The following is a 19246-nucleotide window of genomic DNA, read 5'->3' as shown; positions in this document are numbered from 1 at the left end:
CGGGAAACTTTAGTCAGAAAGATCGCCGTCCCTCGGATGAGACGCTCCGTGCAGGGGAAATCGCTGGCCGCCAAGCAGGCGGCCTCGAAGCTGGATTGGCCCTTTGCGCCCTGCTTCTCGCGTGGCCGACCGACGCATCGAGCCAGTCGGCCGCACCGGGTGCGAGCGTCGACCTGCCCCCGGTCGTCGTTCAGGGCACCACGTCCCAGCCCGCAAAGAAATCCAAGAAAGCCGCAACCTCGGCGGCGTCTGGAGCAACGCAAGCATCCGAGGGCGTAGGTGCCGAGGCCGCTCCGGCCAGCGAAGGCTCGCCGAGCCAGGAAGCCGCGAGAACCCTGAACGCCATCCCCGGCGGCACCGCCGTCGTCACCAGCGAGGAGATCACGCCCAAGGCCAGCGCGTCGCTCTCCGAGATGCTGGCGTTCGTCCCTGGCGTCGTCGTGCAGAACTTCTTCGGCAGCAACGACCAGCCGCGCCTCCAGATCCGCGGCTCCGGCCTTCAGCAGAACCCCTCGGAGCGCGGCACCCTCGTGCTTCAGGACGGCTTGCCCATCAACCGCGCGGACGGATCCTATATCGTCGGCTTCGCAGATCCGAAGAGCGCCGAGTTCGTCGAGGTTTATCGCGGCTACACCGCCAACCGGCTCGGCGCCACGGTACTGGGCGGCGCCATCAATTTCGTTTCGCCCACAGGCATCACGGACCCCGGCGTCGAGGTCAGCGTCGAAGGCGGAAGCTTCGGTCATTTCGCCACCAGCGCACAGGCCGGCGCGCGCCAGGGTGATCTCGACGCCCACGCGAGCCTCAGCTACGCCGAGCGCGATGGCTACCGTATTCACAACGAATCCGAACGCACAAACCTGAACATCAATGCAGGCGCGCGCATCAACGAGAACATCAACACACGCCTGTTCTTCGGATACACCGACCTCGCCTTCGACGTCGTGGGTCCGCTGTCCAGCAAGCTGATGGAGCAGAACCCGAAGCAGATCTGCTCGGGCCCGCCCAACTGCCTCGGTCCGAACGTCGGCCGTGACGATCCGAGCCGTGAAGCCGAACAGTTCCGCGTCGGCTCGCGCACGACCGCGCGTTACGGCGCTAACCTGTTCGACGTCGCGTTCGGTTACACTTACACGGACGACAGCTTCACGTTCCCGATTTCCGGCGGCGTGCGCGAGACGGACGGCGGCGACTTCACAACTGTCATACGCTACGCCTACGCGCCAGAACCGAGCCGCGCTCTGCCCCTATTCGAGCTGACCGGCCAGTATGTCGTCGGCTCCGCCGACCGCCGCTACTTCATCAACAATCGCGGCGACAAGGATCTCCTTGTCGGCGAGAACGAGCTCGACTCGAGCACGCTTTCGATCCACGCCGGCTTCAACGTCCCCATCACGGACCGGCTGACGGTCTCGCCTGCCATCGCGTACTCCTACGCCACGCGCGACAACGACGACATCTATACCGCGACGACGCGCCCCTTCCTCGCAATCCCAAATCCCGCAGCGACGATGCGGGGCACGCGCCCCTTCAGGGACACGAGCTATGATCGCTCCTACTCCGAGTGGAGCCCGAGCCTCGCGCTCAGCTACGACATCGCTCGCGATCAATCTGTCTTCACCGCCGTGAGCCGCAGCTTCGAGCCGCCGACCCACGACGACCTGATCGCCACCGTCAACGGCAATCCGAATGCCAGCGCCGGATTTGGCGGATCCGCGCCGAACCCTCTGGCCGCCGTGTTCTCGACACCCGATCTCGATGCACAGACCGCAACTACGCTCGAAGGCGGCTGGAAGGGCAATACCAGTTCCATCGCATGGTCCGCCATTGCCTATTACTCCTGGGTCGAGGACGAGCTGCTCAACCTGCGTGACGCATCGGGCGTTTCCCTCGGCGCCGTCAACGCAGACAAGACAACCCACTTCGGCATCGAGCTGGGAGCCGCCGTCACACTCACCGCAAACCTCAGCGGCCGCGCGGCCTACACCTACCAGGACTTCCGCTTCGACGGCGACCGCAACTACGGCGACAATCGCCTGGCCGGCGCCCCGAGTCACATCGTGAACGCAGCTCTGCGCTACACGGTCATCCCGGGTCTATGGGTCGAAGCCGAGGTCAACTGGGTTCCGGACGAAACCCCGGTCGACAACGCCAACAAGCTCTACAACGAGGCTTTCACGCTGGTCGATCTCCGGTCGAGCTACGCCGTAACCGACAACCTCTCGATCTTCGGCGAGGTCTCGAACATCTTCGACGAAAGGTACGCATCCGCGACGCTGGTCGTCGACTCCGTCTCTAGCCCCAACCAGGCTGTCTTCCTGCCGGGTGACGGGCGTGCATTCGTAGCGGGAGTAAAAGCGAAGTTCTGATGTTTAGAAAACAGCACTTGGGGCGCGGTTACGCCGAGCCCACAGGCATCACGCGCAGAACCTTGATGAAAGGCGGAGCGTCGCTTGGCGGCGCTTTCGCCGTTTCTGCGCTTGTGCCATCGCCCGCATTCGCCGCGCCTCTCGACAAGCTCGAGATCTGGGGGCCGCCTGCGGGACCTTCGATCACCGTTCTGCACGCCATCGCCACGGGAAAGCTCGACGGCGTCGCACGCAAACCCACCCTGCGCGTCTGGCGCCAGGTCGACGAGGTGCGCGCGGGATTGACATCGAAAAGCTTCGACGTGGGCATCACCCCCGTCCCGGTCGCGGCCAATCTTTACAACAAGGGCCTCGGCGTGCGGCTCGTCAACGTCATGACGAACGGCATCCTCTACGTCATGTCGGCGGATCCGGACCTGACGAGCCTCGAAAAGCTCCGTGGTCGAAAGCTCGCGACGCTGTTCCCCAACGAGCTTCCGAGCCTGATCCTTGAGCGCCTGTTCCGTCTTGCAGGCGTGGACGGCAAGAAGGATCTGGAGCAGGTGCCGAGCGCCACACCGCTCGAAGCCATGCAGCTCCTGGTTCTCGGCCGCGTGGACGCCGCAATCATTCCGGAGCCCGCCGCATCGGCTGCCATCGTCAAAGGAAACCTCGCCGGCAAGGTCATCCACCGGGTCATCGACCTCCAGGCCGAATGGGGGCGCCTGACCGGAAAGCCGACCATCGTCCCCCAGGCCGGTCTCGTGGTGACAGACAGCTTCCGCGAAGCAAACGGTCCTGCTCTCCAGGCGCTTCAGGACGCCCTCGCCAAAGCCGCAGCCGACGTGGCAGCCCATCCGGCACGCGCCGCCAACAACGCAGCGGGACCGCTGCAGATGCCGTGGCCCGTAATCGAGAAGTCCATCCCCTACTGCAATCTCGTGGCCACACCGGCACGCGAGGCCCGCACGGCCGTCGAAAGCGTTCTGGAGGCCATGGCAGAGGTCAACCCCGGCTACATCGGCGGCAAGCTGCCGGATGCCGATTTCTACTTGTGAGGCCCCGATGGGACAGGTCTTGCTCGACAGGATGGGACGCCTCGGCCGCTTCTTGTGGTCGGGATGGGTGGGCGTCGCCGGTCTCGCACTGTTCTCCGCCGTCTGGCAGATAGGCCACGAAGCCTATGGCGATTTCATTCTCCCTTCTCCCATCGCCACCTTCCACGCCACGGCAGAGCTATTGCGCGCGGAGGAAACATGGCGGCTGGCTCGAGCCACCTCCACCCGCGCCATCCAGGGCTTCGCGCTGACCGCCTTTCTCGGCGGCGTGCTCGGACTCGCGGTCGGGTACTCCGCCGCGGCCATGCGCCTGGCGCGTCCCCTCCTCACCATCATCATGGGCGTGCCGCCGATCGCCTGGATCGTGCTCGCCATGATCTGGTTCGGATCGACCAGCGGAACGGTTCTGACGACGATCGTCGTCGCAGGCTTCCCTCTCGTTTTCGCCAACGTCGCCGAAGCCGTGGCGACGCGCGACCGCGCGTTGGAGGAGATGGCCAAGGCCTTCGGCGCCGGCCCGCTGCAAAGGCTATGGACGGTCGTGATGCGCCATGTGGCAGGCCAGTATTTTCCGGCATTGGCCGTCGCCCTCGGATCGGCCTTCAAAGTGGCGGTCATGGCCGAGCTTCTTGCCAACATCGACGGCATCGGCGTCGCGCTCGCCATGTCGCGCTCCAATCTCGATGTCGCTCAGTCGATCGCCTGGGTGGTGGTGATCGTCACCGCGATTTTCATGGTGGAGTACGGCGTGGTGCAGCCCATCCGCGCCGAGCTCGAGCGCTGGCGTGAAGCCGCTCGCCCATGGGGGGTCAAGAGATGACAGCCGTTGCGCTCGAAGGCGTCTCCCACGCCTATTTCGGCCGGACCGTTCTGGACCGGGTCAAGCTCGACGTACGCGACGGAGAGATCGTCTCGCTCGTCGGTCCTTCCGGTTGCGGCAAGAGCACGCTTGTCCACATCGCCGCCGGGCTCATCGAGCCCCAGCGAGGCCGCGTCGCCAATGGCTACCGCCGTCACGGCATGATCTTTCAGGAGCACCGCCTCCTGCCGTGGGCCACGGCTGAGGACAACATCGCTTATCCGCTTCGCCTCGCAGGCGTGCGCTGCAACGCGCGCCGTGCGCGAGCCAGGGCGGCCGCCGACCTCGTGCACCTCGATCGCCGGGATCTCGAGAAGTACCCGGTCGAGTTGTCGGGCGGCATGCGCCAGCGGGCGGCCATCGCTCGCGCGCTTGTCGTGGAGCCGGACTTCGTGTTCTTTGATGAACCGTTCACCGCACTCGATGTCGCGCTGAAACGCCAGATGCAGGATCTCGTGATCGCCGCGGCGCGCCAGGCGCGTTTCGCGGGCCTCTTCGTGACCCACGATCTCGCGGAAGCCGTGCGCGTATCCGACCGGATCGTTGTGCTGGACGAGCGCGTTCGCGGCATCGCCGGAGAACGCTTCCTGTCCCGGCCTCAGGGAGAGCGTGACGACGCCTTCGTGTTCGCGACCGTGCAGGCCTTCTTGAACGAAGATCCTCTCTTCGCCCATATCCACGATACCAACGAGCGGCGGGCATCATGAGCACGTCTCAGTCGGCGCGATTCGAGTCTCTGTCCGGGACTCTCGATGTTCTCAGCGACGAGGGGTTTCGCCTCTTCTTTCCGCTAGCCGCCCTTCACGCCGCGCTATGGCCTTTTCTATGGGCGGTGATCTACGGTTTCAATCTGCCGCTCGCGACCGAGATCCCCCCTGGCCTTTGGCACGTCCACGAGCTGATCATTGGATCGTTCGGTGCCGCGCTCATCGGCTTCATCACCACCGCCGTTCCGGAGTGGACCGACACGCCGCGGCTTCGCGGGCGCGCACTGTTCGTGTTTGCAGGTCTCTGGGGCTTTCCCCGCATCGCCGGCCTTGTCGGCCTGGAATCCCTCGGTCCCATCGCCGCTGTTTGCGATCTCGCCTGGCTCGCGCTCCTCGTCGCCTATCTCGTGCAGATCTCGCTCAGGAAACAGTCCACGCGCTTGATCGGCTTCGTGTTCTGGATCGCGTCCCTGTTTCTCGCCGAGGCCGTCACCCGCTACGCGTTCCTCGACATCGCGAACCGCATGGAGCTTGCCCAGCGCGCAAGCCACCTCGCCGGGTTCATTTTCCTCGGCATTCTCGGGATCGCGCTGGCGCGCATCACCGTGCCGGTGACCAATCTTGTGCTCGATCCCACCCAGGAGACCTCGCCGTTCCGCCCGCACCCCGGCCGCATGAACCTCGCACCCGGGCTCGTCGCCGTACTGATAGGCGCGGAAGTCCTCGGTCTATCCCAACAGACCACGGGTTATCTGTTCATTGCCGCTGGCGCCGCCTTCATGGACCGCGTGGCCGAAGCCTTCATCGGCAAGGAAATCGTGCGGGCCGAGATCCTGGCGCTCGCAGGCTCGAGCGCATTTGCCGGCATCGGCCTGATCCTGATTGGCGCAACCCACCTGGGAGCCCCGATCCCGGAGCGTGCCGGGCTGCACGTCGCCCTGATGGGCGGGCTGGGCCTCGGCGTCCTCACCGTATTCGCGATTGCCGGGCTGAGGCACACGGGACAGGCGCTCGGCCTTGTCCGCCAGACCAGAGCCGCAATGCTTTTCCTGGTGGCAGCCATGGTCGTGCGGGTTCTTCCCGAGATCTGGCCAACGGACTTGCTCTCGTCCCCGCCCTATGCGCTTGTGTCGCTACTCTGGGCCGCAGCCTTCTTGCTTTGGGTTAAGGTCTACTGGCCGTTCATACGCGATCGTAGCACCTTCCAACACGACGGCTGTTGAGGCGCTCCCGTGACCACCACCCATCTCATCCGGCAGAAAAACCCGCCCGCAATCCTTAGTCTCGGATTCCGGCCGTTCTTTCTCTTGGGCTCCATCTATGCCGCGGTCTTGATCGCGCTCTGGGTGCCGTGGTTCCTGGGCCTCATCTCCGTGCCGAGCGCTTTCCCGCCCACCGCCTGGCACGCCCACGAGTTGCTGTTCGGCTTCGTACCCGCCATCGTCGCGGGCTTCCTGCTGACGGCGGTACCGAACTGGACCGGACGAGCACCCGTGAGGGGGCCGTCACTCGGCGCCCTCGTGCTGCTCTGGCTCACGGGCCGCATCGCCCTCGCGCTGTCCGCACACCTTGATCCGTGGCTCACGGCGGCACTTTGCGTATCGTTCCCCCTCGCGCTGGCGGCTGTCATAGGGCGCGAGATCGTGGCAGCAAAGAACTGGCGCAACCTCAAGATCGTCGGTGCCCTGATCGGCCTCGCCGGAGCCGACGCCCTGTTTCACTACGAGGTCTTCGAGTTCGGCCGCCTAAAGCATGCGCAGACGCTGGCCGTCGCCGTGGCGCTTCTGCTTGTGATGACCATCGCCGGGCGCATCATCCCGTTCTTCACCACCAACTGGCTGAAGCAGAACCGGCCTGGGGCCCTGCCGCAACTCTTTGGCCGCTACGACATGGCTGCCATGGTGCTCAGCGGAGCCGCGCTCCTCGGCTGGGCCTGCCTTCCAGTTTTGGAAAGCCTGACCGCTCAGGCTCGTCCGATCGTGGGCTCGGCCATGATTGCGGCCGCAGCCGCGAATTTCTACCGCCAAAGCCGCTGGACACCGCTCCGTACCTTCGCCGAGCCGCTGCTCGCCATTCTTCACGTGGCGTACGTTTTCGTGGGCCTCGGCTTCTTGCTGTCCGGCCTTGGCGTCCTGAACGACAACTTCGAGTTTGCGTCCGCCGGCCTCCACGCATGGACCACGGGCGCCATCGGCACCATGATCATCGCGGTGATGACGCGCGTTTCGAGAGGCCATAGCGGCCGAAAGCTCACCGCACCCGCAAGCACGGTCGTGCTCTATGCCACGGCGCTTATTGCAACCTGCGCCCGCATCGGCGCGGCGCTCCACCCGGAATTGACGTCCATCCTGCTTCCGGTCTCGGGCGCCGCCTGGATCCTGGCCTTCGGCGGCTTTGCCGCGCTCTACGGCCCCATGCTCATGAAGCAAAGGCTGTAATCGCGCGAACCACCTTCCGTTCGCACAGCACAGTTTACATCGATGACCGAATAAGGATTGCAGCCCGGCTCAGGATGCAGCCGCGCGCTCTGCGGCCGATTCCGACATCGCCGCCGCACACCACCCCAGTATGTCCTCGCGGCGCTGCGGGAGGAAAACCAGGTCGTCTCCAACGAAATCGCGCCACGCCTCGAAATGGACGCGCTTCAAGCCGACCAGCACCGGCACCTGAAGGAAAACCGCACTTTCGATCAACGGCCGGAAGCCGTTCCCATCCGACTCCCGCTTCCCGAACCGGTTGATGATAACGAGCTCTGTTGCGGGATCGAGCGACGACGCCGCAAGACCGACGGAATCCTCGAGCGCGTTCGCGTCCAGCCGGCATCCCGGCTCCGGCGGAGCCCGATCGTCAGACGTCTTGATGCACTGCCCGGTGGCGAGGTCCTCGAGCGTCATCTCGCAACGGTTGGGGCGCGGCGCAGACTTGGACTGCACGGCGCCTGCGAGCTTCACGCCCGCATGACGGAATTGGTAGGCCACATCGGTGAGCAAGGCATCCGTCAGCTCGCCTTGATCGCCTTCGTAAAGAATCGCCGCGACATTCATGGATGAGCCCAACGCGTTTTTTCCGTTCGATCGACTGCAGCCTTCGCCCGATCAAGCCGACAATCAGCCTAGCTTGAAATGAAGCCGAGCGCCGCCCGAACGGCATTGATTTGCGTTAAGTCAGCCTAACAGACCGGAAGCGGCTGACACATCCCCAATGTCGTCCCGAGAAAATAGCGGGAGAGAGCACGAGGCTCCCTCCCGCCTCCGCATCAACCGATCTTGGCGTAAGCTTCGATTTCGACCTTCTGCCAGGGGCGCAGCATGGACGTTACCTGAACAAGGGTGCTGGCCGGACGCACGGCATCGAAGGACTCGAGATGTCCCTTGGCGACGGCGTCGGCGTCGTTGATGTCCCGAACGTAGACGACGGTTCTCACCACATCCTTGAAGCTCGCGCCCGCGTCCTCGAGCGCCTTGCCGACGATGGCGAGCGCCGCCCGTGTCTGCGTGTAGGCATCGCTCTTCTCATGGCCCACTGGCGCGCAGGTGCCCGAGACGTGCACGTCGTTGCCGATCCGCACCGCGCGCGAATAGCCGAACACGCCTTCGTAAGCTCCCCCCGAGGAGACGTTCACGCGCTTGGCCTTGCTGGCAGTCGTCATCTTTTCCTTCCTTTCGCTTGTTTATAGTTTGGTCGCATCGCGGAGCCGGTACCAGGTCTCGACGACCGGCACGACGCGCTTCGCAATTGGGTGAGCCGGGTAGCTCGGGAACACGAGATCGTCGAACGCGGTCCGCCCGGACGTATCTCCGATGAGCTGAAGCGCGATCTTGTGCCCGAAATAGGTGGCGCGCGAGACGCCGGTCCCGCAGTAGCCGATGGCGTAGTGAACGCCCTTGGACGTGCGGCCGAGATGCGGGACCTCGTCGTAGGTGTAGCCGATGAGGCCATCCCACGCGTGCGTGATGGGCACGTCCGCGAGCGCCGGAAAAACCCGCAGCATGTCGCGCGCGAGGTGGCCGAACGCCAGCGGCGACGTGTCGGAGGCGAGACGTCCCACGCGCCCGCCCCAGATCACGCGGCGCTCTCCCGGGGCCGCCCGGAAATAATAGAAGACGCGGTTGGTGTTTCCGTAGACGCGATTCTTCGGCATCAGCGGCGCGAAGATCGCCTCTGGAATCTTATCCGTCGCAATCAGGCCGGAGCCGATCGGAACGATCCGCCGTCCAAGCTCCGGCAGAAGGTTGTCCGTATAGCCGTTGGTGGCGATGATGACGTTGCGGCAGCTCACTTCGCCGCGCGCGGTGCGCACATCGAACCCGCCTGCGCGCGATGAGATGTCCTCAACCCCGGCATTGCCGATGACGAAGCCCCCTGCCTCCTCGATCCGCTGCGCGAGCCCCGCGTGATAAAGCCCGGGATGAAGGGACGCGTCAGCCGGCAGCACAGAGCCGCCATGGAAAACGTCCGATCCGATCTCTGCGTGCTGCTCCGAGCGCGGCACCATGAAACTCTCGACGCCGGCCAGCTTCCGCAGATCCTCCATGTCACGCGCCATGGCATCGTAGTGCTCAGGCTGGATAGCCGCGCGAAAGCGGCCGCACCGCTGGAAATGACACGCAATCTGCTCCGTCGTGACCAGGTGCTCTATGTAGTCGAGCATCTCCACGCCTTCACGAAGCATCGCTTCGGCTTTCCTTCGCCCGCGCAACTGAATGAGCCGCTTGACCCGGAACTTCTGATTGCCGCTGCCGATCTGTCCGCCATTCCGCGTGCTAGCACCGAACCCGGGATCGTTGCGCTCGAGCACGGCCACGGAGCGCCCGTTGCGCAGAAGCGTAAGCGCCGCTGAAAGTCCGGTGAAGCCGGATCCCACCACCACGACATCGACGGTCGCGGGAAGTGCGCGATCCGATTTTCGCCGCGGTGCCGCCTCCCACCAGTAGGGACGATAGAGAAGCCCGGCAGACGACGTGACGCGCCCCTCTGCGAGGCTGGATACGGTTGGACCAGTAGGCTCTTCGCTCGTCATCGAGCACGTTCCTTTTTGATCGGAAATTCATCCAATTCGAAAAATCATGGCTTTCACTGCATACAAAGAAGTTGCACCTCATGCAAGTTTGTTGTACGCCATGATCAGCGAGCATGCAGACAAAGTCGACCGCTCAAAGACAAGCTCGCATTGGGAGGAATGCCATGTCGATGGCACATTGGAACTGGCGTAATTCGCCAGGGCAACTTGTTGCACCGCAAGATCTCGATATTCAAAAAGCCAAGCTGTTTCTCGCCCAGCATCAGGTCCGTTACGTACTGGCTCAGTTCGTGGACATCTATGGTGTCGCGAAGAGCAAGGCCGTTCCCGTCGACCACCTCGAAGACATCGTCACCGATGGCGTGGGCTTCGCGGGCGGCGGCGTGTTCGGCATGAGGCTCGCGCCTCACGAGCCCGAGTACATGGTGATCGGCGACCTCTCGACGATGACGCTTACGCCCTGGGCGCCCGGCTATGCCCGCATGATGGGAACGGGCACCGTGTGCGGCAAGCCCCATCCCATCGACACCCGCAACATCCTGAAGACGCAGATCGCGCGCCTTTCCGAGCGCGGCTGGACCCTGAACACCGGCATCGAGCCTGAGTTCAGCCTGTTCGAGCGCACGACGGACGGCTCGATCGTTCCGTTCGATTCGACGGACGTCCTCCAGAAGCCCGCCTACGACTATCGCGGCCTCTCCCGCGTCCGCGTCTTCCTGGAGCGCGTCACGGAAAGCCTGCAGGCGCTCGGAATCGACGTCTACCAGATCGACCACGAGGACGGAAACGGCCAGTACGAGATCAACTTCAAGTACGCCGACGCACTTACATCGGCCGATCAGATCATTCTGTTCAAGATGGCCGCGGCCGAGATCGCTCATGAGCTTGGCGCCATCTGCTCCTTCATGCCGAAGCCGAAGAGCTCCACCACCGGCAACGGCATGCATATCCACGCCTCGATCGCCGATGCAGCCGGACGCAACCTGTTCCACGATGCATCCGACAAGAACGGCATGGGCCTGTCGCAGCTTGCCTACCACTTCCTGGCGGGCATCCTGAAGCACGCAGCCGCTCTCACGGCCCTGCTTGCGCCAAGCGTGAACTCCTACAAGAGACTCGTCGTCGGCCGCACGGCGTCTGGCACGACCTGGGCTCCGGTCTTCGTCGCCTATGGCGACAACAACCGCACGGCAATGGTCCGCGTTCCTTACGGACGCATCGAGCTCAGAACCGGCGACTCGGGCATGAACCCCTACCTCGCGCAGGCCGCCATGATCGCGGCCGGCCTCGACGGTGTGGACCGCAAGCTCGATCCCGGCCCGCCGCACAACGTCAATTTCTATGCGCTCTCGCCGCAGGAAATTGCCGCAAGAAACATCGACATCCTTCCCCAGTCTCTCAGCGAAGCCGTCGAGGCTCTGAACAAGAGCGAGCTCTTCCGCAAGACGCTGGGAACCGAGTTCATCGATGAGTTCGTATCGCTGAAACGCGACGAATGGACCGACTACCACCGCCACGTCTCCGATTGGGAAGTGAAGCGCTACCTGAGCTTCTTCTAGGACGCGTGCTCTCGGCCGGCCGCAGGCCCGGCTGAGAAAAATTACAACAGCAGAACGCAGGGCGGCGCCGGTCTTCGGCGACGAAGGGCCGGTGCGCGCCCTGCGCAACACCAAACCTGAAGGAATGAACCTCCCATGTGTGGAATTGCTGGGCTCTTCATAAAAGACCCGAAGCTCGAGCCAGAGCTCGGCGCGCTTCTCGCAAAAATGACCTCGACGCTGTGCAGCCGCGGCCCCGACTCGGCGGGATTCGCGATCTACAGCCGGGGCAAGGGCGATCTCTCCAAACTCACCATCGCCGGTCCCTCCACGAGCTTCGACATCGCGGGCGTCGCTGAAAAGCTCGCCACCTTCATCGGCAACGGCGCGAAAAGCGCGGTCCGGTACTCTCATGCCGTAGTCTCGCTGCGGCCGGAGGACGTGGCTAAGGCGGAGGAATGGCTCACGGCCAACCACCCCGACGTCACTGTGATGAGCGAGGGCACGAGCCTCGAGATCTATAAAGAGGTGGGCTATCCGGACGACGTGGCGAAGGCCTTCGGCATCGCCGGCATGGCGGGCAGCCACGGCATTTCCCACACGCGTATGGCGACGGAATCGGCCGTCACCACCAACGGCGCGCATCCTTTCTCGACCGGCGCCGATCAGTGCCTCGTGCACAATGGGTCGCTCTCGAACCATGCTTCCCTCCGCCGCGAGCTCAAGCGTGAAGGCATCCGGATCAAGACCGAGAACGACAGCGAGGTGGCGGCCGGCTACCTCACCAAGCAGATGCAGGCGGGCCAAACCCTCGGCGAGGCACTGCAATCCAGCCTCGACGACCTCGACGGCTTCTTCACGTTCGTGGTCGGCACCGAGCAGGGCTTCGGCGTGCTGCGCGATCCCATCGCGTGCAAGCCTGCCGTCATGGCGGAGACCGACCGCTATGTGGCGTTCGCCTCTGAATACAAGAGCCTCACCTGCCTCCCCGGAATTGAGAAAGCCAAGGTCTGGGAGCCGAAACCCGCCACCGTCTACTTCTGGGAGCACAACTGATGCCGAGCATCGATCTATCGAAGACATCCGTTCGAGAGCTGAATGCCGCGCTCCACAAGCTGAAGGCGGACACCAACGAAACGCTCTGGACGGTCACCAACCCTAACGGAGAGCACTCGATCGCCGCAGGCGTCGACGCCCCTGTCACCATCAATGTGCAGGGCAGCGTCGGTTATTTCTGTGGCGGCATGAACAAGCACGCCAATATCGTCATCGACGGCAGCGCCGGCCAGGGCGTTGGCGAGAACATGATGTCCGGCCGCATACACGTGAAGGGCGACGCGAGCCAGAGCGCTGGCGCCACCGGACGCGGCGGTCTGCTGATCGTGGACGGAAACGCCTCAGCCCGCTGCGGCATCTCCATGAAGGGCATCGACATCGTGGTGAAGGGCGGCATCGGCCACCTCTCCGCCTTCATGGGCCAGAACGGGCGTCTCGTCGTATTCGGCGAGGCGGGAGAAGCTCTCGGAGACTCGATCTACGAGGCCCGTCTCTATGTGCGCGGCCCTGTCGCCGGGCTCGGAGCCGACTGCATCGAGAAACCGCTGCGCGACACGCACAAGGCCGAGCTGATGGAGCTGCTCACGGAAGCGGGAGAGGCTCACAAGATCGATATCGCCGAGTTCCGCCGCTACGGCTCGGCGCGCAAACTTTACAACTTCAACATCGACAACGCCGGAGCCTACTGATGACCAGCCACGAACGGAACTGGATGCCGACCACTCCGCGCAAGTCGGCCACCTTCGACGACTACTCGCTCTCCGAGATCCGCCGCGCCGCCGCTACCGGCATCTACGACATCCGCGGCGGCGGCTCGAAGCGCCGCCTGCCGAACTTCGACGACTTGGTGATGCTCGGCGCCTCCATGTCGCGATATCCCCTCGAAGGCTATCGTGAGAAATGCGGAACCGACGTGGTTCTCGGCACGCGCTTCGCCAAGAAGCCGATCCACCTCAAGATCCCCGTCACCATCGCAGGCATGAGCTTCGGCTCGCTTTCGGCCAATGCCAAGGAAGCCCTCGGACGCGGCGCCTCCCTCGCGGGCACCTCCACGACCACGGGCGACGGCGGCATGACGCCGGAAGAGCGCGGCCAGTCCACCACGCTGGTCTACCAGTATCTGCCGTCGCGCTACGGCATGAACCCGGACGACCTGCGCAAGGCGGACGCCATCGAGATCGTGATCGGCCAGGGCGCCAAGCCCGGCGGCGGCGGCATGCTGCTCGGCCAGAAGATCTCCGACCGCGTGGCCGAGATGCGCCAGCTTCCGAAGGGTATCGACCAGCGCTCGGCCTGCCGCCATCCCGATTGGACCGGTGCCGACGATCTCGAGATCAAGATCAACGAGCTGCGTGAGATCACAGACTGGGAGAAGCCGATCTACCTCAAGGTCGGCGCGAGCCGCCCCTACTTCGACGTCGCGCTGGCCGTCAAATCCGGTGCGGACGTCGTCGTGCTCGACGGCATGCAGGGCGGAACGGCGGCGACGCAGGAGGTGTTCATCGAGCACGTCGGCATTCCGCTGCTCTCCGCAATCCGCCCCGCCGTGCAGGCCCTCCAGGACCTCGGCATGCATCGCAAGGTGCAGCTCATCGTCTCGGGCGGCATTCGCAATGGCGCGGATGTGGCGAAGGCGCTCGCGCTTGGCGCCGATGCAGTGGCTGTCGGCACGGCAGCGCTCGTGGCCCTCGGCGACAACGACCCAAAATGGGAGAAGGAGTACGCGCAGATCGGCTCCGCCCCGGGTTGCTACGACGATTGGCACGAGGGACGCGACCCCGCAGGCATCACCACCCAGACGCCCGAGCTCTACAAGCGCCTGGACCCCGTCATCGCTGGCCGCAGGCTCGCCAACTACCTCAAGGTCTTGACGCTGGAGGCCCAGACGCTGGCGCGTGCCTGCGGCAAGAACCATCTCCACAACCTGGAGCCGGAGGACTTGGCGGCACTCACCATCGAGGCAGCAGCCATGGCCCGCGTTCCGCTGGCAGGCACCACTTGGATCCCCGGGGCTACGGCTTGAGCTGTGCAGCAGCTCTCAGGCCATTTCCCCCAACTGCCGGGAGTGAAAACTCCCGGCATTTTTTTCCGGAAGCGCGTGAAGCGCCTCTCACTCTTCGCCATAGATGATGATGGAGATGAACTTCGCCCGCTCGTCGAGCAGCTTCTCCGGGCCATGCACCACGTCTCCCGAGAAGGTGAAGGCATCTCCCGGCTCGAGCAGATACGTGTACTCGCCGAACCGGTACTCCACCCGCCCTTGCAGCATGTAGATGAACTCGGTGCCGGGATGGGCAAAGCGCGGATAGGACTGGCTCTTCTTGTCCATCTCGATGAAGAAGGGATCGAACAGCTTCTTCGGCCCCTTGTCGTAGGAGAGAAGCTTGTAAGTGTAGCCGTACTTCGTACCGACCCGCACGACTTCCATCTGCTCGCTGCGCTTGACGAGCTGCGCCGTGCCCTCTTTCCTATCGGTCTGCTTGAACAGATCCGAAAGCCCGATGCCGAGCGCGTGACACAGCCGCTCGAGAGAATCGAGACTCGCCGTCGCCATTCCATTCTCGATCCGGCTCAGCATGGCGCTGGACATGCCCGCCCCCGTGCTGAGATCGGCAAGCGTGAGGTTCGCAGCCAGCCGAAGCTGCTTGAATACCTCTCCGATGCGCTTTTCCAACGGCACGTTCGCCGTGTCGTGCTGCGCGTCCGCCTTCGCAGCCGGCTGGCCTTCCGCAAGTTTATGACGTCGCGAAGGAGCCCGCCGGACTTTGGTTTTTGCCATGTCGTGCCTTGCCTGAGATGAGTCAAACGTACTGCAAACGCACGAACTTTGCCGCGCGAAGCAGGGGGCTGCTCCCATAATGCAGCGTTGCTCCGGATTGGCAACCGATGCTGCAGCGCACAGTCCAGTTACCTGACGGGCAATAAATTTGCATACAGGGTATGCAAATTTATTGCATCAGAGGCAACTCTGCGGCAGTATGCCTCGCACTAACACTTCATCAATAACTCCTCCTGAAGGGGAGCATAGGGAGCGATTCATGCAGGACGTGGCGAACAAAAAGCCGGAGGCAAACACTGCTTTTGCCGGCGATGAATTCGGCGGGTTGCACCGAACAATTGACTGGAAGGGTGCGTTTTGGATTGCGAGCGGTGTGCCCGCGCTCGTTCTGATTTCAATCGGCGGCATGGGGGCAACGGCCGGCAAGCTCGCCTTCCTCGTCTGGACGATCTCCGTGGTGATGGGCTTCCTCCAAGCCTACAGCTACGCCGAGATCGCAGGCCTCTTCAAAAACAAGTCGGGCGGCGCCGCCGTCTACGGCTCGGCTGCATGGCTGCGCTATAGCAAGCTCATCGCGCCGCTGTCGGTCTGGTGCAATTGGTATGCATGGACGCCGGTGCTATCGCTCGGCTGTGCCATCGCCGCCGGCTACATCCTCAACGCCATCGCGCCCATCCCCGTGTTCGGCGCGGACTCGCCTGAGGTTCTCGCCTGGCTCAAGAACGCAGCCAATGCCGCCGCCATCGACGGCAAATCCGCCGAGGAAGCTGCAAAGCTCGCCATCGCGGCCGTGACGGAAGCGGCAACACCCGCTCTTCGCACGATGACGCTTGCGAGCTTCTCGTTCTTCGGCCTTGCCAACATCGAGATCGGCCCGACCTTCTTCATCGGCGCGGCGCTGATGCTGATCACCTTCGCCATTCAGCATCGCGGCGTGCTCGGCACCGCGCGCGTTCAGATGGCGATCGGCCTTCTCGTCGTCATCCCGATGCTCATCGTCGGCATCGTTCCCTACTTCAACGGCGGCGTGAACTACCAGAACTATACGCCGCTCGTGCCTCCGAACGGCGAGTGGAACAACGGCGGCTGGACGTTCTTCCTCGGCGCTCTGTTCATCGCCGGCTGGTCCACCTACGCCTTCGAGACGGCCGTCTGCTACACGCGCGAGTTCAAGAATCCGGCTTCCGATACCAAGAAGTCGATCATCGCCGCTGGTCTTCTCTGCGTCCTGCTCTACACGCTGGTTGCTGCATCCTTTCAGGGATACCTCGGCCTCGAGGGCATGACGCAGCCCGGTATCGTGGACGGCACCGGCGTTGCGGCTGCCATGGGCCACATGGTCGGCGGTGGCTCGCAGATCATCACCCATCTTCTGGAGATGATGATGATCCTCGCGCTCATCCTCGCGATCCAGATGGCGATGGCCGGCTCCTCCCGCACGCTCTATCAGGGCGGCGTCGATGGCTGGCTGCCGAAGTACCTCGCCCACACCAACGAGCACGGCGCCCCCACGCGCGCCATGTGGACCGATCTCATCTTCAACCTCGGTCTTCTTACGTTCGCGGCTTCGGACGCGACGGCGTACTACCTGATCCTCTCCATCTCGAACGTCGGCTACATGATCTTCATCTTCCTGAACCTTCAGGCGACGTGGATCCACCGCATCGACAGCCCCAACATTCCCCGCCCCTACCGGGCACCGAACTGGCTGATCGCCGTCAACGCAGGACTCGGCTTCTTCAACCTGTTCCTCATGGGCGTTGGCGCCAAGGTCTGGGGCAATCCCAACGCGCTTTGGTACGGTTTGGCGTTCGGATTGCTGATCATACCCGTCTTCCTGTTCCGTCACTACGTGCAGGACAAGGGACGCTTCCCCGATCACATGCTGATCGACCTGGATCTCAAGAGCCAGGATCTCGGCGAGAGACGTGCGGGCATCCTGCCCTACCTGGCACTCGCCGCGGGCGCTGCCATCGTCCTCTTCGGCCACTACTACTTCCAGCTCCCGTCTTGAGCCTGAGACGGAGCACCTAGCGGACTGGCCGGGTCATCTCATGACCCGGCCATTTTTGTATCAGGAGAGCGCTTCCGCGAGCTTCGCGATGCCGGCCTCGATCTCCCGCTCGCTGAGCGAGGAGAACCCGAGCACGAGATAACGGTCTCCCTCCGGCACTGGCCCGAAATTGATGGCCGCTCCAGAGGCCAGCGTGTAGACGCCCACACCCGCCGCGAGTCCGATCTCCTCGACCTCCTTGGCCGAAGGCAAATGAGAGGGCAACCGCCACGCCAGATGCATGCCTGCTTCGTCGCCGATGATCTCGCTCTCGTTGAAATGCCGGCGTAGCGAGGAGACGAGCGCGTTCCGCCGCGCGAGATAGAGGTTGCGGATGCGCCGGACATGCCGTTCGAACCCGCCGCCGGTCATAAAATCGGCAAGCGCAGCCTGCTCGAGCCACGGCTGCCCGTTGTTCATGAGCGTTTTGACCTGACGCGCGCGTGAAATAAGATCGTTCGGCACCACCACGTATCCAAGACGGAGCCCCGCGCCGAGGCACTTGGAGAACGTGCCGAGATAAATGACACGATCCGCGCGATCGAGCCCCTTGAGAGCCGCGATCGGCGCCCCGTGAAACCGGAAATCGCTATCGTAGTCGTCCTCGACGATATAGGAGCCGGTCTGCGCCGCCCATGCCAGCAACTCGAGCCGCCGCTCGAGCGACAGCGTAACGCCGAGCGGATACTGGTGCGAGGGCGTCACGTAGGCGATCGCATTCCGGATGTTTGGCAGCTGGCTGCAATCGAGCCCGCGATGATCGATCCGGACGGGCACAAGCTTCGCGCCGAAGCTCTCGAACAGAAACGCAGCACCCTGGTAGCAGGGCGACTCGACAACCGCCGTGCTGCCAGGCTCCAGGATCATCCGGCTCACGAGATTGAGACCATCCTGGCTTCCGCCCACGATCAGGATCTGGTCCGGGCTCGCGACAATGCTCCGCGCCGGCCGCAGCCGGTCGGCGATCGCGCGACGCAGGTCGATCAGCCCCGCGACGTCCCGGTACTCGGTGAGCGCCGACCCTGCCGACTGAAGCCGCCGGTGGACGAGTGTCGCCCACGCCTTGCGCGGAAACGAGTTCGGATCGGGTCGGCCGACCCAGAAGTCGGCCGTCAGCTTGCGCCGATGAGGATTGACGAGCATCTGCGCGCGAAACTCGCGCTGCATCACCTTCGACGGGCGGCGCACTTTTCGCGAGACGGAGCGCGCTTCGCCATGCGTAGCCGTATAGAGAACATCCTCAGGAATCTGCAAAGACACGAACGTCCCGCGCGTTTTGCGGGATTCGATATAACCTTCCGCCATTAAACGCTCGTAGGTGAGACTAATGGTGTTTCGAGAAACACCAAGCTGCTCGCTCAAAATACGCGTAGCAGGCAGCGGCTCTCCAGGGCGAAGCCTCCCTTCCAAAATCATCCCGCGTACCTGCTCAAAAATCTGGATTTGCAGGCTGATTTCGCCCTCACGCTGAAGTCTGAGCGGCAATGTCACGGCTGGAAAGCTCCCCGGCAGATCGCAGAACCGAGTTCCGCATTGGCACCATAGTAGTGCGAGTGGCCATCAATTCCATAGAGCCACGCCTCACGCAGCGGGTAGAGCCACCGCGCCTTGCCTGCGCCGTAAGAACAGCACAGATCCCGGGATAATACCCTGTACAGAAACATTTATTCTCGGTTTGATCGGTCTTTTGCCCAGACGATAACGCTCCGCCTTCAAACTTGTTGGCGACACTCCGGAGAGGCCACGGGCAAGGAGAGATGGCACCAGCAGTCGTTTTCTCCCTGGCCCTAGGTGAGAGCCAAGCCGCGAGCCTATGGTTGCCACGCCA

The 19246-nt window shown here is 63.6% G+C and carries 16 protein-coding genes; 11 read left to right on the top strand and 5 right to left on the bottom strand.

Features of this window, described 5'->3' with window-relative positions; all coding sequences use genetic code 11:
- The first annotated feature begins 95 nt into the window (after window positions 1–95).
- From PE058_RS05415 to PE058_RS05390, 6 genes are read left to right on the top strand one after another with little or no spacing between them, the layout of a single operon-like run.
- Window positions 96–2369, top strand: a complete 2274-nt coding sequence (locus PE058_RS05415; protein WP_271030059.1) for a TonB-dependent receptor family protein — start codon at window positions 96–98, stop codon at window positions 2367–2369.
- Window positions 2369–3406 carry an ABC transporter substrate-binding protein gene (locus tag PE058_RS05410; RefSeq protein WP_051113738.1) on the top strand — a complete coding sequence of 346 codons (1038 nt, stop codon included), beginning with the start codon at window positions 2369–2371 and terminating at the stop codon, window positions 3404–3406. Before PE058_RS05415 ends, PE058_RS05410 begins: the two co-directional genes overlap by 1 nt.
- A 7-nt stretch (window positions 3407–3413) precedes the next feature.
- Window positions 3414–4226, top strand: a complete 813-nt coding sequence (locus PE058_RS05405; RefSeq protein WP_020084335.1) for an ABC transporter permease — start codon at window positions 3414–3416, stop codon at window positions 4224–4226.
- A complete protein-coding gene (locus tag PE058_RS05400; protein WP_271030058.1) occupies window positions 4223–4972 on the top strand; it encodes an ABC transporter ATP-binding protein in 750 nt (249 codons plus the stop codon). Before PE058_RS05405 ends, PE058_RS05400 begins: the two co-directional genes overlap by 4 nt.
- Complete coding sequence (locus tag PE058_RS05395; RefSeq protein ID WP_020084333.1) at window positions 4969–6195, top strand: NnrS family protein; 1227 nt, start codon at window positions 4969–4971, stop codon at window positions 6193–6195. Before PE058_RS05400 ends, PE058_RS05395 begins: the two co-directional genes overlap by 4 nt.
- A 9-nt stretch (window positions 6196–6204) precedes the next feature.
- A complete protein-coding gene (locus PE058_RS05390; RefSeq protein ID WP_271030057.1) occupies window positions 6205–7410 on the top strand; it encodes an NnrS family protein in 1206 nt (401 codons plus the stop codon).
- A gap of 69 nt (window positions 7411–7479) precedes the next feature.
- Here PE058_RS05390 and PE058_RS05385 read toward each other — a convergent pair whose 3' ends face one another.
- The 3 genes from PE058_RS05385 to PE058_RS05375 all read right to left on the bottom strand — a co-directional run bounded on the left by PE058_RS05385 (window position 7480) and on the right by PE058_RS05375 (window position 9992).
- A complete protein-coding gene (locus PE058_RS05385) occupies window positions 7480–8016 on the bottom strand; it encodes a DUF2478 domain-containing protein (protein WP_020084331.1) in 537 nt (178 codons plus the stop codon).
- Between the two features lie 212 nt (window positions 8017–8228).
- Complete coding sequence (locus PE058_RS05380; RefSeq protein ID WP_020084330.1) at window positions 8229–8621, bottom strand: Rid family hydrolase; 393 nt, start codon at window positions 8619–8621, stop codon at window positions 8229–8231.
- Between the two features lie 21 nt (window positions 8622–8642).
- Complete coding sequence (locus tag PE058_RS05375; protein ID WP_020084329.1) at window positions 8643–9992, bottom strand: NAD(P)/FAD-dependent oxidoreductase; 1350 nt, start codon at window positions 9990–9992, stop codon at window positions 8643–8645.
- 164 nt (window positions 9993–10156) lie between these two features.
- On the opposite strand from PE058_RS05375, the gene glnT reads away from it, so the two are divergent.
- The 4 genes from glnT (at window position 10157) to PE058_RS05355 (ending at window position 14609) form a co-directional block, all read left to right on the top strand.
- Entirely contained in the window at window positions 10157–11551 is a 1395-nt protein-coding gene (gene glnT / locus PE058_RS05370) for a type III glutamate--ammonia ligase (RefSeq protein ID WP_271030056.1), read from the top strand.
- Window positions 11552–11686: 135 nt separating this feature from the next.
- The gene (locus PE058_RS05365) at window positions 11687–12586 is read left to right on the top strand and encodes a class II glutamine amidotransferase (RefSeq protein ID WP_271030055.1); all 900 of its coding nucleotides are present in this window, start codon (window positions 11687–11689) and stop codon (window positions 12584–12586) included.
- The gene (locus PE058_RS05360; RefSeq protein ID WP_020084326.1) at window positions 12586–13275 is read left to right on the top strand and encodes a protein glxC; all 690 of its coding nucleotides are present in this window, start codon (window positions 12586–12588) and stop codon (window positions 13273–13275) included. Before PE058_RS05365 ends, PE058_RS05360 begins: the two co-directional genes overlap by 1 nt.
- Entirely contained in the window at window positions 13275–14609 is a 1335-nt protein-coding gene (locus PE058_RS05355) for an FMN-binding glutamate synthase family protein (RefSeq protein ID WP_020084325.1), read from the top strand. The genes PE058_RS05360 and PE058_RS05355 overlap by 1 nt, the downstream gene beginning before the upstream one ends.
- Window positions 14610–14696: 87 nt before the next feature.
- Here the strand turns inward: PE058_RS05355 and PE058_RS05350 are convergent, their stop codons facing one another.
- Window positions 14697–15365: a helix-turn-helix domain-containing protein gene (locus PE058_RS05350; RefSeq protein ID WP_020084324.1), complete on the bottom strand. Its 669-nt coding sequence runs from the start codon at window positions 15363–15365 to the stop codon at window positions 14697–14699.
- 259 nt (window positions 15366–15624) lie between these two features.
- Between PE058_RS05350 and PE058_RS05345 the strand changes: the two genes are divergently transcribed.
- Entirely contained in the window at window positions 15625–17379 is a 1755-nt protein-coding gene (locus tag PE058_RS05345) for an APC family permease (RefSeq protein WP_020084323.1), read from the top strand.
- A 60-nt stretch (window positions 17380–17439) separates the two neighbouring features.
- Here the strand turns inward: PE058_RS05345 and pdxR are convergent, their stop codons facing one another.
- Window positions 17440–18909 carry a MocR-like pyridoxine biosynthesis transcription factor PdxR gene (gene pdxR, locus PE058_RS05340; protein ID WP_051113737.1) on the bottom strand — a complete coding sequence of 490 codons (1470 nt, stop codon included), beginning with the start codon at window positions 18907–18909 and terminating at the stop codon, window positions 17440–17442.
- Window positions 18910–19246: the final 337 nt, after the last annotated feature.

This window comes from Hyphomicrobium sp. DMF-1 (genome assembly GCF_027886585.1).
GTDB lineage: Bacteria > Pseudomonadota > Alphaproteobacteria > Rhizobiales > Hyphomicrobiaceae > Hyphomicrobium_C > Hyphomicrobium_C zavarzinii.
Note: the sequence above shows the minus strand (reverse complement) of the source record. Positions and strands in the feature narration are given on the sequence as shown.